This is a genomic window from Lentzea cavernae, from assembly GCF_014653695.1.
In the GTDB taxonomy this organism is placed as follows: Bacteria; Actinomycetota; Actinomycetes; order Mycobacteriales; family Pseudonocardiaceae; genus Lentzea; species Lentzea cavernae.
Window position 1 is genome coordinate 186,758 of sequence record NZ_BNAR01000004.1, and the last position, 13,785, is coordinate 200,542.

Here is a 13,785-nt window from a genome sequence, read left to right on the forward strand (position 1 = left end):
TCGTCAGCTCTCGTCGAAGACGCGGTGCAGCACCTGGGTGGCTTCCTCGATGGCGGGCATGCCGGCGGGCAGGCCGGCGAGCGCGATCGCTTCCAGCACCTCACGGCGGCTCGCGCCGTGGGCGACGGCCCTGCGGGCGAAGTGGATGATGCCGTCCGGGTCGCCCTTGGTGGCCGTGGCGACGCCCACCAGGACGAGGTAGCGGGTCTTGAGCTCCAACGCCCTGGGTTCGTCGGCGAACAGCAGCTCGGACGCGAGGGCGTCGTAGCGGCTCAGGATCTCCGGGTCGACCTCGTCGAGCAGCTCGTGCACCGGCAGCACGTACCCGCGCTTTGCCCGCACTCGCGCGAGAGCCTCGGAGTCGGTGTTCTCGGTGGTGGTCATCAGATTTCCCTTCCGGCGAGTTCGCCTTCCCAGATGGCGTTGAACACCCGGCGCGGCGACACGCTGTCGCCGATCGCCCGCACGGGCACAACGCCCTGCAGCGCGTGGAACAGGGCGTCCTCCGCCTTGTTGCCGGTGCTGAGCACCACCGCGTCCACGTCTTCGTGCACGGTGGACTCGTTCGTCCACACGTCGGCGAGCGTCACCGCGTCCTCGTTGACGGAGACCAGCTCGTGGTCGGTGATGAACTTGACGCCCTTGTTGCGGATGCGCCGGTACGTGGCCTGGAGGTCACGACTGGCCTCCAGGTCGGGGGCGACCTGCGGCAGCCGCGTCACGATGGTCACCTTGTGGCGCAGGTCGGCGAGGTGCTCGGCGACGACGACGGCCTGGCGTGCGCCCGTGTCGTCGAAGACGAAGACCGTCGGGCCGAGCTCGGCCTTGCCCGCCATGACCTCGTTGATCGAGTACACGTTCCACTGGTCGGCGCCCGGCACGATCGTCCCGTCGCCCCAGGACGAGGGGCGCAGCGAGCTCCAGCCGTGCTTCAGCGGTGTCGAGCCGGTGGCGACGACGACCTCGTCGAACCCGGCCAGGTCGTCGGCCTCCGCCCGGTGCGAGAGCTTGACCTCGACCTGGGTCTCCCCGATCTGCGAGATCAGCCAGTCGGTGATGCCCTGCCACTCGGCGTAGGTCTCCGAGCGGGCCATCAGCGCGACCTGGCCGCCCAGTTCGGAGTTCTGCTCGAACAGGGTCACGGAATGGCCGCGTTGCGCCGCCGTCAGCGCCGCCCGCAGACCACCGGGCCCGCCACCGACCACGGCGACGCGCTTGCTCTCCTGCGCCTGCTTCAACGTGCCGACGCCGAGCTCCGACTCCCTTGCGACAGCGGGGTTGTGGATGCACGCCAGCGGCGAGTTGACGATCGAGGCGAGGCACCAGTTCGACCCGACGCACGGCCTGATCGACGTGGCCGCGTTCCGCATGGCCTTGTTCGGCCACTCCGGGTCGGCGATCAGCGTGCGGGTCATGCCCACCATGTCGGCGTCACCGCGCTCCAGCAACGCCTCGGCGAGTTCCGGGGTGTTGATCCGGCCGACCGCGACCACCGGGATGTCCGGCAGCGCCGCCTTGATCCGGGCGGTGTCCTCGAGCTGGAACCCGGCCGGCTGGGGCGTGGCGCCGTAGATGTTCATGCGCTCGACGTAGGTGCCCGCGGTGACCGACACGTAGTCGACCAGGCCGGTGTCCGTGATCGCCTTCGCGATCTCGGTCCAGTCCGCGTTGGTCAGTCCACCCGGGACGTCGCCGTCGGTGCCGTTGATGCGGACGCCGACGATCCTGTCCGGGCCGACCTCGTCCCGGGTCTTGCGGATGATGTCGAGGATCAGCCGCAGGCGGTTCTCGAAGTTGCCGCCGTACTGGTCGTCGCGGTGGTTGGTCGCCGGGGAGAGGAACTGGCCCAGCAGGTAACCGTGGGCCAGGCCGTGCACCTCGACGCCGTCGAGACCGCCTTCCGCCGCGTACCGCGCCGCGAGCACGTAGCCGTTGACCAGCTCGTCGACCTCGGCCTGCGTGAGGACGTGCGGCATCTCGCGGTAGATGGTGCAGGGCACCGAGGACGGCGCCCAGACCGGCAGGCGGTTGACCGTGCCGCTGGTCTCCCGGCCGCGGTGCCAGGGCTGGGCCAGCAGAAGGCATCCGTGCTCGTGCACGGCCGCCGCGAGCTTGCGGTAGTTGTCCACGACCGCGCGGTCGAACGCGAAGATCTTGCCCTTGTACGGCTGCGTGGTGGGGTGGACCGCCATCGCCTCCATGGTGATGACGCCGACTCCGCCGCGAGCGCGCTCCGCGTAGTAGTGCACGTGCGCGTCGCTGAAGTTGTGGTCCTTCACCAACTGGGTGCTGTGGGCGGTCATCCAGACACGGTTCTTGGCCGTCTTCGGGCCGATCCGCATCGGACTGAACAGGTTCGGGTAGTCGCTCATTCGTCAGCCCTGCTTGAGAGTGTGGACGAACATCTCGCCGTTCGGCGCGTGCTGGTAGTTCGTCAGGCCCTTGCGCACCGCGTGCACGAAGTCGCGGTCGACGATGTAGATGAAGCCGGGGTGGTTCGCCTGGATCTCGGCGGCCTTCTTCACGAGCGCGTCGCGCTCCGCGCCGGGAGTGGTCCTGCCGACCTGGGCGGTGACGGAGTCGAGCTCGGCGTCGACGTAGCCGAAGGTGTTGAGCTTGCTCTTCGAGGAGTTGTACAAGAAGAGCGAGTAGTACGGGTCGGCCACGGCGGGCGGTTCGAGGTAGAGCAGCGCCTGGAAGTTGCCGTCGTGGAAGACCGTGTTGATCTCGGTGGCGCTGGCCAGGGTCTGGATCTTGACCTCGATGCCGACCTGGCGCAGCTGGCTCTGCAGCAGGATCGCGATCTGCTCGGCCTCGGCGCCGGGACGCGCGGGGCTGATGTGCAGCGTGATCGACAGCGGGCCGACCCCGGCGGCGCTCAGCAGCTTCTTGGCCTCGTCGACGTTGTACTGGTACTTCGCGGCGTTGGGCAGGTCCAGGCCGTAGGCGGCGCTCACGGTCGCGTCGGCCGGCTTGTTGAAACCGCGGTAGACGGCGTCGACGATCGTCTTGCGGTCGATGGCGAGGGAGATCGCCTTGCGGACCTCGTTCTTGCCGAGCACCGGGTCCTTGGCGTTGAGCACCAACGGAATGCGGTCGGCGGAGACGCACGTCTGCACGTCGATGGCGGGGTTGCTGCGCAGCTGCGCGTACTGCTCGTACTGCAGACCCGTGGCGTAGGAGGCGTTGCCGGTGGACAGCAGCTGCGCGCGGCTCGCCGGGTCGGCGACACCGACGAACACGAGCTTCTCGACGTCGCCGCGCTCGCCCGTGTAGTTCGGGTTCTTGGTGAGCGTCAGGCGGTCACCGGAGACGAAGTCACCGGTCACGTGCGTCCAGGGGCCGAACGTGGAGGCGTTGCGGGACACGAAGGCCTTGCCCCACGGGTCCTCCGCGGTGACGTTCTTCTTGATCTCGGTGCTGTCCAGGACCCGGAACTGCGCCCACGTCAGGATCGCGATGTCCATCGCCGACGGGTTGTCCATGAGGATCTCGAAGTTGCGGTCGTCCACGACCTTGATCGGGTCGGCCGCCCAGTCCGCGACGTCCTGCATGAGCGTGTTGGGCGTGCCGACCTTCAGCTGGATGAGCCTGTCGATCGTCCACTTGACATCGTTGGAGGTCAGCGTGTTGCCCGCGGCGCTGCGGGCCTCCTTCAGCTTGACCTTGACGACCTTGCCGTCGGCACTGCGCTCGTAGGACTCGGCCAGCTCGCCGTTGATCTGGTCGACCTTGGCGAGGGCGTCGCAGCCCTGCTTCGGCAGGCCCTCCGTGCCCCAGCGGAAGAGCGAGCTGCCGAGCTCGAACCCGATGTTGCGCGACGGGTCGCCCTGGTAGTCGGCGGGATCGAGGCTGGTGGGAAGACCCGTGATCGCGTAGGTGAACGTGGTGCCCGCCTTCGGCCTCTCCTGGGCGGCGCCACCACCACCGCACGCCGCCACCGCGAGTGCCGCGACGACCGCCAGAGCCACAGGACGCACGACGCCAAACGCGGCGGTGCCGGTTGCAGATGTTCGGGCAACTGGTCTCCGAGTCATCAAACCTCACCTTGTTCCGGTCAACGGGAAGGGGTTACGCTCCTGTCCCACTCTCAAGAACTCGGTGACGGGCTGTCAAGACTTCATTGAAAACTAATTGAGACTGCAACAAGCGTCCACATGCGAGACCAACATCATTTTCGTTGGACCAGAACGATTTCGGAGGGTCGCCGGATGACTACTCGTTCACGTCTGCACGAGACAGTCCACAGCGGACGTCTCACGCTGCGTAATCGACTGGTCATGCCGGCGCACACGACGAACTTCGCGGCCGCCGGCGCGTTCTCCGCGCGGCACATGGCCTACCACCGGGCACGGGCCGCCGGTGGAGTCGGGCTGATCATCACCGAGGGCATGCGCGTGCACCCGACGAGCCTGGGGCGCACCAACACCGTGTCGGCCTTCGACGACGCCGTGATCCCGTCGCTGACCGAGCTGGTGCGGACCGTGCACGCCGAGGGCGCGAAGCTCGCCGCGCAGCTGCTGCACGTCGGCAGGCAGTCGGGCGGCCACAACATGCTCACCCCGGCCTGGGCGGCCTCGCCCATCCCCTGGTCCGCGACCGCCGCCGTGCCGCACCAGATGAGCACGGACGAGATCGCCGAGCTCGTCACCGCCTTCGGCGCGGCCGCACGCCGGGTGGCGGCGGCGGGAGTCGACGCCGTCGAGGTCCACCTCGGACACGGTCACCTGCTCCAGCAGTTCCTGTCGCCCGCGACGAACCAGCGCACCGACCGCTACGGCGGCAGCCTCGCGAACCGGCTGCGCCTCACCCACGAGGTGCTCGACTCGGTCGCGGCGGCGTTGCCCGCCGGAACGCCGGTGATCCTGCGGATCAGCGCGGACGAGTTCATCGAGGGAGGGCTCGGCGTCGAGGAGATGCTCGCCGCCGTGGCCCTGGTGGTCGAGGACCACGAGATCGACGTCCTGCACGTGAGCCACTCGGCGTACGTGGGCACCGCGAGCATCGCCACGCAGATGGCCGACATGAGCTTCCCTCCGCTTCCCTTCCGACACCTCCCCCGCGCGTTCAAGAAGGAGTTCCCGCAGCTCAGCGTGCTCGCCGTGGGCCGAGTCGACACCCTCGCGAACGCCGAGAGCCTCGTCGAGTCGGGTGACGCCGACCTGGTCGCGCTGGCCCGGCCGCACATCGCGAACCCGAACCTCGCGCTCCCGCTGGTGGCGACGCCCACGCGCGAGTGCATCGCCTGCAACCAGGGCTGCGCGGGCAGGCTGGAGGCGGGCCTGCCGATCAGCTGCGTGGTCAACCCCGAGGCCGGCATGGAACGGGAGTGGGACGCGCTGCGCACCGCCGCACGACGCGGGCCCCGGGGCAGGGTCCTGGTCGTCGGAGGCGGACCGGCGGGACTCGAAGCCGCGATCGCGGCCGCCTCCGCAGGACACCACACCTGTCTCGTCGAGGCGGCGGACGAGCTCGGCGGCGCTCTCCGGCTCGCCACCGCGCTCCCGATGCGCGCCGAGTTCGGCCGGTTCATCGCCGAGGCCGAGTCGCTCGCACGTCACCTCGGGGTCGACGTCAAACTCGGTGTGCGCGCCGGCGAACACCTCCTCGCGGACGGCTGGGACCACGTCGTCCTCGCCACCGGCGCCGCGGACGTGCCGGACACCCGGTTCCCCGCGCTGCCGCTGGACACCGCCGTCACCGATCCCGGCAGCACCGGTGGCCACGTCGTCCTGATCGACGAGGACGGCACCACCACGGCCCTCGCCGTGGCCGACCTGCTGCTGAGCCGCGGCTGCCGGGTCACGCTGCTGACCGACCGCCCCGCCCTGTCGTGGCGAGTACCCGTCTACTCCCGTCCAGCCCTGCTGCAACGGTTGAGCGGTCGTGGTTTCAGCGCCGTGCTGATGCGCACGCCGCTGCGTCTCGACGACGGCGTGCTGACTTACGCGGACCCGCTGTCCGGCGAGCACGGAGAGCTGGAGAATGTCTCGTCTGTGATCACCATCCGTCAGAGAGCCGCCGGCACCCCGCCCGCCCACCCCGGCGGAGTCGTGGTGGGCGACGCCTACGCACCGCGCACGGCGCTGGAAGCCGCGTTCGAGGGCAGGCTCGCCGGGCTCTCGGCGGCGGACACCCCCGACGTACGTGCCGCGGCGGCCACGCTGCGCGGCCGTCTCTGAACCAGAACCGGAAGGACGGCCATGCAAGCGGTCGAACGGGTCTCAGCCGTGCTGCTGAGCTTCACCGAGTCAAACCGCGACCTCGGCGTCACCGAGATCGCGGAAGCGGTCAACCTTCCCAAGAGCGCGGTGCACCGCATCCTGGACGCGCTGACGAAGTCCGGGCTGCTCGCCAAGGACCCCGAGCGCAGCAGGTACAGCCTCGGGCCACGCCTGATGGAGCTGAGCCTCGCCTCCCTGGGGTCCATGGACATCCGGACGCTCTCGCAGCCGATCATGGAGGACGTCCGCGACGCCGTCGGCGAGACCGTGACCCTGAGCTTCGTCGTGGGCAAGGAACGCATGTACGTCGCCCAGGTCGAGAGCAAGCAGGACGTCCGGATGACAGTCGAGGTCGGCAGGCGCGCGCCCCTGTACGCCGGTGCGTCGGGCCGGGCGATCCTGATGACGTTCTCCCCCGCCGACCTCGACGCCTACCTGGCGGGAGTCGACCTCGCACCGCTGACCGAGCGCACCATCCGCGACAGGACCACGCTGCGCGCGATGCTCGACGTCGACCAGCGCCGCGGCTACTCGGTGAGCCGCGGCGAACGCGACCCCTACGCCGCCGCGGTCGCCGCCCCGATCGTGGCCAGAGGCAACCGCGCCATCGGCTGCTTCAGCGTCTGCGGCCCGCACGAACGTCTCAAGGATGCGGTGGCCGAGACGCTGGGACCCGTCGTCACCGAGGCAGCCGCGAAGCTGTCCGCCCTGCTCAGGGGAACCAACGACTGAACTCTGGAGGTGTGCGATGCCGGACGGGCCCGCGCTGCCGGGAAGAAGCTATCTCTACGTCCCGGGCCACCGGGACACCCGCCACCTGCGCGCGTTGCACAGCGGCGCGGACGACGTGATCGTCGACCTGGAGGACGCGGTCCCCGCCGAGGCCAAGGAGCAGGCCCGTTCGGCCTGCGCCCGCCTGCTCGCCGGCGACCTCACCGGTGGGGCCAGGGTGTGGGCGCGGGTCAACTCGCACCCGGCGCACCTGGCGTCCGACCTCGCCGCCGTCGTGTCGCCGTCCCTCACCGGCGTCTGGGTGCCCAAGGCCGAGCCCGCGCTGCTGGCCGAGGTCGACGAGAGACTCACCGAGCTGGAGCGCGGCGCCGGAATTCCGATCGGTGCCACCGCTGTGATCGCACTGGTGGAGACCGCCCTGGGCGTGCTGCGAGCGGAGCAGGTGGCTCAGTCACCTCGCGTGCTGCGCCTCGGCATCGGTGAGGCGGACCTCGCGGGCGAACTGCGCCTGCGCCCCGACGCCGAGTCGAACCAGCTGCACGGCGTCCGGCTCGCCGTCGTGCTCGCCGGCGCGGCCGCCGGCCTCGCACCCCCTGTAGGCCCGGTGGAGATCTCCCTGCACGACGAGGACCGCCTCCGCGCGTCCACGACCGTGCTGCTGCGCCAGGGTTTCCGCGCGCGAACCGCGTTGCACCCGCGCCAGGTGCCGGTGATCAACGCCGTCTTCACGCCCACCTCCGGGGAGGTCGAGGAGGCGACCGCGCTGCTCGCCGTCCTCGACGAGGCCCAGCGGCGCGGGCAGGCGACGGCGGTCGACCCCGCTGGTCGCCTCGTCGACCCGGCGGTGGTCCGCAGCGCCAGGGAAGTCCTAGACCGGGCCCGGTGACCTTCAGGCCCAGTTGCCGAGCTCCGCGTCGATGCGGGGGTCGGTCCGGACCCACACCTCACCGGAGGCCGCCCCTGGAGGCGCGTCGACGCGTTCGAGTCCGAGCACCCGGACGAGTTCCAGGAGGTCGTCCCTGGCCGGACCCGCCTCCTCGAGCGTGCGGCTGTCGAACAGGACGTAGTGCACGTCCCAGCGGTCGTTGTACCCGGAGTCGGCCCAGATCTCGCAGAAGCGGGTCAGCGCCTCCCGGTCCAGTGGCGCCTGCTCCGCGACCGGTGCGGGAGTCGCGGCGAACCCCTTCGCGACGTCCTCCGGGCTCCACCACTGCCCTGCCCCGGCGACCGCCTCGGGGGTGAAGTTCCGCACCGCGAGGAAGGGTTCGAGCAGCCGGCCGGCCCCGGTCGCCTTGATGCCCAGCCCGTCCCGCTTCAAACGCGTCACCAGTCCGTCCGCCATCGCGCACGGCCCGGAGAAGGTGAAGATCCCGGTGGCGGCCACGCCGCCGGGATCCCCCACCAGCGCGAGCAGGTCCGCCGGCACGCCGTCGTACAGCGCCGCGACGTCCTTTGTGGAGCTGAGAGCACTGGACTCGTCGAACGTCACCACCAGGCCGCGCCCGTCGGCCGCGAACCAGGCGTCGACGCCGGCGCCGTAGCCGTAGTGCGTGACGCCGGAGACCGTGACCGGCTCGCGCCCGTCGACGCGGGTCAAGACCTCCAGGCGGCGCCGCAGTTCGCGCGGGTGGGTCTGCCGCAGCACGGACCTGTCGAACTCGGACCGCAGGTCGTCACGACGTCGTTCCCGCCCCGCACCGGCTCGTTGCTCGAGGTGGGCCGACCGGGCCTGCAGGAAGCTGTCGGCGTCCGGCAGCCAGGGCCCGTGCGCCTCGACCGCGGTGAACCCGCCGCGGGCGAACTCGGCCGCCAGGGTCCGGTGATCACCGCTGCTCGTGACGACCCGGTACTCGGTGCGCGAGTCCTGCCACCCCTTGACCCGGCAGATGGCGCCGATGTCCACCATGAACACCAGCGCCTCCTCGGCGGCCGAGTCCTCCACGGAGAACGAGGTGTTGTCCGCGCTCCGGTGCCGGGCGACGAACTCCAGGAAGGCGTCCGCGGCGGACTGGTCCCCGCCCGGGAGCCACTCCTGCTCGTTGTCCTTGTCGTCACTGAAGGTCAGCGGTCTCATCACCCGTCCTCGCTTTCGGACTGCACGGTCGTCGCCCGGTCATGGTGTCAGCCGCCGCGACCTCGCCCGGCACGGCACCAACACCGGGCACCGCCAGCTAGGGTGGCGCGCATGGGCGTCTCCCTCTACTACACGGCTCGCCGCGCGACCCCGCTGACCGACGCCGAACTCACGGCGGTCAGCGGGGTCGCCGACACGTACAACGCGAACGCGCCGTTCTCCGAGGACGAAGAGGGCCTGTACCTCTACGACCGGCTGGACGCGGGAACGGTGCTCGACGGATCGACCAAGATGCCCTTCGCGGACGACCGGGTGGTCCCGTCGCTGGTGCACTGGCTGGCCGCGGTCACCGCGCTGCGCACCGCGGTGCCGGACGCGGACTGGACCTTCACCCTCGACGACCACGAGATCGAGTGGGACGGCGACACCGGCTACCACCTGCCCGGCCTCGGCGACTGATCAGCGAGACCACCAGGCTCGCCCGGGCGAGCAGTTCAGCCGACCTCGTCGCGAACGGCCGTGTCGAGATCCGTGGCGCTCAGACCGAAGGTGTCCGCCGTCTCCGTCGCGTCCACGTGGAACGGTGCGTACCACTGGTAGTCCATCTCGGCCACCTCCCGGGCCATCGGCACGACGACCCCGGCCGCCCGCATCACGAACCGCGGCAGCTGGATCAGCTTGACCGGTGGCAGGCCAGCCGCGGCGGCGTAGCGCCCGGCGAGGTCGCGAAGGGTGACGGCCGGCGGTGACGGCACGTGCCAAGCCCTGCCCCACGCCCGTTCCTCCGATGCCAGAGCGACGAGCGCCTGTGCCATGTCGGTGTTGACGGTGAAGGTGTGCGGCATGTCCAGGTGACCGGTGATCCAGGCCGCCTTCCCCTTCGTCAGGGCCGGTTCGATCAGCAGGGGGTAGACGCCGTTGGCGCCCTTGCCGACGTAGTCGGAGCCGCGGACCTCGACCGTGCGGATGCCCGCGGCGAGGGCCTGCTCCCACATCCGTTTGCGCAGAAGGCCTTTGCGCCCGGCGGCGGCCATGGGCGTGTGTTCGCTCATCAGGCCGCCGGGCTGCGGGCCGTAGGCGTACATGCTGCCGGTCAGGGCGAGGACGGCGCCGTTCGCCTCGGCGGCGGCGATGACGGCCGTCTGCATGGGCGGCAACAGGCGTTGCCACTCCGTGTACGAGGGCGGGTTGGCGCAGTGGTAGATCACTTCGGCGCCGCGGGACAGCTCGGTCAGCGCGGACGGGTCGGACGCGTCCGCCGCGACCCGGTCGATCAGCCGGTGCTCGGGGCCGGAGCCGCTGCGGGTGACGATCCGGACGCCGTGGCCGCGCTCGGCGAGCAGGCGGGCGACGGTGCTGCCGATGGAACCGGCGCCGATGACGACGTGGGTGACCATGTCGGTTCTCTCCGTTCCGGAGTCCCGCTCAGACGTCCACTCCGGACCCGGTGTAGCTGGGCACGTCGGCGAGCATCGCGGCGACCTCCGAGTTGAGCTCGTTGCGGCGCCGGTGCAGCTCCTTGATCTTGTCGTTCAGGTCCGGGTCCCCGTCGTCGCTGACGTCGAAGATCTCCAGCCGTTCCACCAGGTTCAGTCCCAGGCGGTCGGTCTCGTAGGTGCTCGGGTGCGTCAGGTACTCGAACAGCCCGTCGAGGTCCTCCACGACGAACACCGCGCTGTAGGTGTAGTCGCCGCCGTGGTCGCGGCCGACGATGAACGACTTGATGGCGGAGTTCGACCGCCCCTGGTGACGCCAGCTCTCCAGCGCCGCCTCGATCTGCTCGGCGGTCGCCGTGGCCTTCATCGTGGCCCGGTTGATGTGGAAGATCATCGTTCGCTCCAGTTTCTAACGCCGTTAGATTTCCTAACGGCGTTAACCATGACGCACGGCGGCGGTAGGGTCAAGGGCGGTGGTTAGTGTTCGGGGACACCATCGAAGCGAAATGACGGACCATGTCGATCAGCACGAGGCGCGCCCGCGAACGGGCGAACACCCAGGAGCGGATCATCGAGGCCGCGCTGCACGTCCTCGAGACCGAAGGCGCCGCGGCGCTGACGATCCGGCGCATAGCCAACGATGTCGAGTACTCCGCACCGGTCGTCTACCAGCACTTCGCCAACAAGGACGCGCTGATCCTGGAACTGGTCGCGCACGGCCACCGGCTGATGCTGACCCAGGTCCTCCAGGCCTCGCAGGAGGCCGACGTCGACCGGCGCATGCGGTGCCTCGCGTCGGAGTACGTGCGGTTCGCCGGGGAGCACCCTCACCTCTACCAGGTCATGAACGACCCCACGGTCGACGCGGACGAACGGCGCCGTGTCGCGGAACCGGCCATCGACGCACTCAAGGAGTTGCTCACCACCTGGTCCGCCGCGCACGACGTGGTCCTGGCCGATCTGGACGAGGCCTGCGAGACCCTCTGGGGCACCCTGTACGGCATCGCGTCGCTCGGTCACCTCAGCAACGTCGGCAACGACCGCGCCCGCCGCCTCGCCGAACAGGCGCTCCACGCGATCCTCCTCGGCTGGCGAACCGACGCGTCGGAGAAGCGGCAGCAGGCGCCCGGCTCCGCGATGTGATCAAACGGGATGAGCGAAACCCGCCTGACAGCACCACGAACCCGGTCTGCCACTGATACTTGAGCGCACTGTCGCGCAGCTTCGACGAGATCGGAGATGCTGGTGCTCGTGCTCGGTGTGGACGTCGGCGGGACCGCCACGAAGACGGTGCTCGTCGACGACGCGGGGGCCGTGCTCGAGGTGAGATCACGGCCGACACCTCGACCGGGTCCCGAGATCGTCCCTGAGGTCCTCGACCTGGTGGCCGAACTGGCGTGCGAACTGCCGTCAGACCACGTGGGCGTCGCCGTACCCGGAATCGTCGACGAGCCGCGCGGCGTCGGCGTGTTCTCGAAGAACCTGGGCTGGCAGGACGTTCCGTTCGCAGACCTGCTCGCCGACCGCCTCTGCCGGCCCGTCGCGTTCACGCACGACGTGCGAGCGGGCGCGCTGGCCGAACACGCGCTCGGCGGCGGCGTCGGCGCCCGCACGATGCTGTTCCTCCCGATCGGCACCGGCATCGCCTCCGCTCTGGTCACCGACGGCCGCGTGCACGACGCCGACGGGTACGCGGGCGAACTGGGGCACGTCGACGTCGGTCACGGCGAGCCCTGTCCGTGCGGGGGCACCGGGTGCCTCGAGGTCGTCGCCTCCGCCTCGGCCATCGCCCGCCGCTACACGGCGAGGACCGGCCGGGAGGTCGGCGGCGCGGTCGACGTCGCGCGCCGGGTCGAGGCAGGTGAACGGGCGGCGGTCTCGGTGTGGGACGAAGCCGTGGAGGGTCTGGTCACGGCATTGGCGTGGACGGCGGGCGTGCTCGCTCCCGAGGTCGTCGTGGTGGGAGGTGGCCTGTCCGGCGCGAAAGGACTCCTGCTGAAACCGCTCACAGAAGGCCTGTCGGCCCGCCTGACGTTCCAGCGCACACCGCGACTGGCGCCCGCGGTGCTCGGCGGACTCGCGGGCTGCCGCGGTGCGGCACTGACCGCGATCGCCACTCAGTCGCAAGTGCCCGGCAGGCGGGCGGGATGACGTTCGCCGGTGGACGGTCAGGAGAACTGGGGAGCGACCGGCGCGGCGAGCTGACTGCTCAGCAGTGTGCTGTCCACCTGGTCCAGAGCGAGACGCAGCGCCCCCAGCGCGACACCTTCGTCGCGCAGGGTCGAAGCACGCAGTTCGGGCACGCGCAGGCAGTGCTTGGCGAGTTCGCGGCGCAGCGGGTCGAGGACCAGGTCGGCGGAGCGGGAGAACCCGCCGCCGTAGACGACGATCTGCGGGTCGAGGGTGAGCACGAGTGCGGCCACGCCGACGGCGAGGTCGCGGATGTAGCGCTGCACGGCGGTCTTCGCGCCGCTGTCCCCCTCCCGTGCGGCCTGGAACACCCAGGCCGCGGCCTCACCGGGTTTGGCGCCCGAGGGCACGCCGGGATGGGCCGCGAGGTGCTCCGGCGCGTTGAGCCACCGCACGGCCTTGAGCGCTCCTATCTCCCCGGCCACACCGCCGTGACCGCGGCGCAGGGTGCCGTCGATGATGAGGCCCGCGCCGGTGCGCAGACCGGCCAGCAGGTACACGATGTCGTCGGCGTCCTGGGCGACGCCCTTCCAGCGTTCGGCGACCGCGGCGAGCTTGCAGTCGTTCTCCACCCGGACGGGGCAGGTGAACCGCGTCCGCAGGTGGGCGACGGGATCGGCGTCGCTCCACCCCGGCAAGGGGGTGGAGATGATGCTGCGGCCGTTCCCGTCGACCGGGCCGGTCACCCCCATCGTGATCGCCCAGATGTCGGTGACCGCCATGCCGGCTTCGCGCAGCACGGCGTCGATGGTCTCGTCCACCGCCGTGAGCCGCTCGTCCGGACCGGCCTGCGGGTCGGCCGGGCGGCGCAGGGACCCGACCAGGTTCCCCTCGAGGTCGCAGAGCATGACGAGGATCTTGTGCACACCGACGTCGATGCCGAGCACGTGTCCGGCGTTGGCGCGGAAGCGGTAGCGCCGGGCGGGCCGCCCGACCGTGCTGCTCGCCCCCGGTTCCTCGACCTCGGCCCAGCCGTCGGCCACCAGCTGCTGCACGAGCACGTCCGCCGCGGGCCGGGACAGGCCCGTGCGGCCCGCGAGCTCGGTGACGGTCGACGGCGCGGTGCCGCGCAGGGCCCACAGGACGGACAGCTGGTTCATCTCCCTCATACGGGAGAGGTCTGTTCCGC

At 70.5% G+C, this 13,785-nt stretch carries 13 protein-coding genes; 6 read left to right on the forward strand and 7 right to left on the reverse strand.

Annotation, left to right across the window (positions count from 1 at the left end):
* Positions 1-3: 3 nt before the first annotated feature.
* Genes IE307_RS14875 through IE307_RS14885 form a run of 3 tightly spaced genes read right to left on the reverse strand, consistent with a single transcriptional unit; the run spans position 4 to position 3,980 of the window.
* Positions 4-384, reverse strand: a complete 381-nt coding sequence (locus tag IE307_RS14875; RefSeq protein WP_191298531.1) for a carboxymuconolactone decarboxylase family protein — start codon at positions 382-384, stop codon at positions 4-6.
* Positions 384-2,372, reverse strand: coding sequence for an oxidoreductase (locus IE307_RS14880; RefSeq protein ID WP_191298532.1), 1,989 nt, complete (start codon positions 2,370-2,372; stop codon positions 384-386). Before IE307_RS14880 ends, IE307_RS14875 begins: the two co-directional genes overlap by 1 nt.
* A 3-nt stretch (positions 2,373-2,375) precedes the next feature.
* Positions 2,376-3,980 (reverse strand): ABC transporter substrate-binding protein, encoded by a 1,605-nt coding sequence (locus tag IE307_RS14885; RefSeq protein WP_191298533.1) that lies wholly within the window; start codon positions 3,978-3,980, stop codon positions 2,376-2,378.
* Positions 3,981-4,211: 231 nt separating this feature from the next.
* Between IE307_RS14885 and IE307_RS14890 the strand changes: the two genes are divergently transcribed.
* From IE307_RS14890 to IE307_RS14900, 3 genes are read left to right on the forward strand one after another with little or no spacing between them, the layout of a single operon-like run.
* On the forward strand, positions 4,212-6,182 hold the full coding sequence (locus IE307_RS14890; RefSeq protein ID WP_191298534.1) for an oxidoreductase: 1,971 nt from the start codon (positions 4,212-4,214) through the stop codon (positions 6,180-6,182).
* A 21-nt stretch (positions 6,183-6,203) separates the two neighbouring features.
* The gene (locus tag IE307_RS14895) at positions 6,204-6,956 is read left to right on the forward strand and encodes an IclR family transcriptional regulator (protein ID WP_191298535.1); all 753 of its coding nucleotides are present in this window, start codon (positions 6,204-6,206) and stop codon (positions 6,954-6,956) included.
* A 16-nt stretch (positions 6,957-6,972) separates the two neighbouring features.
* The gene (locus IE307_RS14900) at positions 6,973-7,842 is read left to right on the forward strand and encodes an HpcH/HpaI aldolase/citrate lyase family protein (RefSeq protein WP_191298536.1); all 870 of its coding nucleotides are present in this window, start codon (positions 6,973-6,975) and stop codon (positions 7,840-7,842) included.
* Between the two features lie 3 nt (positions 7,843-7,845).
* Here IE307_RS14900 and IE307_RS14905 read toward each other — a convergent pair whose 3' ends face one another.
* Positions 7,846-9,030, reverse strand: a complete 1,185-nt coding sequence (locus IE307_RS14905; RefSeq protein ID WP_191298537.1) for a DUF6357 family protein — start codon at positions 9,028-9,030, stop codon at positions 7,846-7,848.
* A 111-nt stretch (positions 9,031-9,141) separates the two neighbouring features.
* Between IE307_RS14905 and IE307_RS14910 the strand changes: the two genes are divergently transcribed.
* Positions 9,142-9,489, forward strand: coding sequence for a hypothetical protein (locus IE307_RS14910; RefSeq protein ID WP_191298538.1), 348 nt, complete (start codon positions 9,142-9,144; stop codon positions 9,487-9,489).
* 35 nt (positions 9,490-9,524) lie between these two features.
* On the opposite strand, the gene IE307_RS14915 is transcribed toward IE307_RS14910, so the two are convergent.
* Together IE307_RS14915 and IE307_RS14920 are read right to left on the reverse strand one after the other, a co-directional pair.
* The gene (locus IE307_RS14915; protein WP_191298539.1) at positions 9,525-10,427 is read right to left on the reverse strand and encodes an NAD-dependent epimerase/dehydratase family protein; all 903 of its coding nucleotides are present in this window, start codon (positions 10,425-10,427) and stop codon (positions 9,525-9,527) included.
* A gap of 28 nt (positions 10,428-10,455) precedes the next feature.
* On the reverse strand, positions 10,456-10,860 hold the full coding sequence (locus IE307_RS14920) for a Dabb family protein (protein WP_191298540.1): 405 nt from the start codon (positions 10,858-10,860) through the stop codon (positions 10,456-10,458).
* A 122-nt stretch (positions 10,861-10,982) separates the two neighbouring features.
* On the opposite strand from IE307_RS14920, the gene IE307_RS14925 reads away from it, so the two are divergent.
* On the forward strand, positions 10,983-11,609 hold the full coding sequence (locus IE307_RS14925) for a TetR/AcrR family transcriptional regulator (RefSeq protein ID WP_191298541.1): 627 nt from the start codon (positions 10,983-10,985) through the stop codon (positions 11,607-11,609).
* Positions 11,610-11,705: 96 nt separating this feature from the next.
* Positions 11,706-12,617 (forward strand): ROK family protein, encoded by a 912-nt coding sequence (locus tag IE307_RS14930; protein ID WP_229904717.1) that lies wholly within the window; start codon positions 11,706-11,708, stop codon positions 12,615-12,617.
* Positions 12,618-12,634: 17 nt separating this feature from the next.
* Here the strand turns inward: IE307_RS14930 and IE307_RS14935 are convergent, their stop codons facing one another.
* A complete protein-coding gene (locus IE307_RS14935) occupies positions 12,635-13,756 on the reverse strand; it encodes an ROK family transcriptional regulator (RefSeq protein WP_229904718.1) in 1,122 nt (373 codons plus the stop codon).
* Positions 13,757-13,785: the final 29 nt, after the last annotated feature.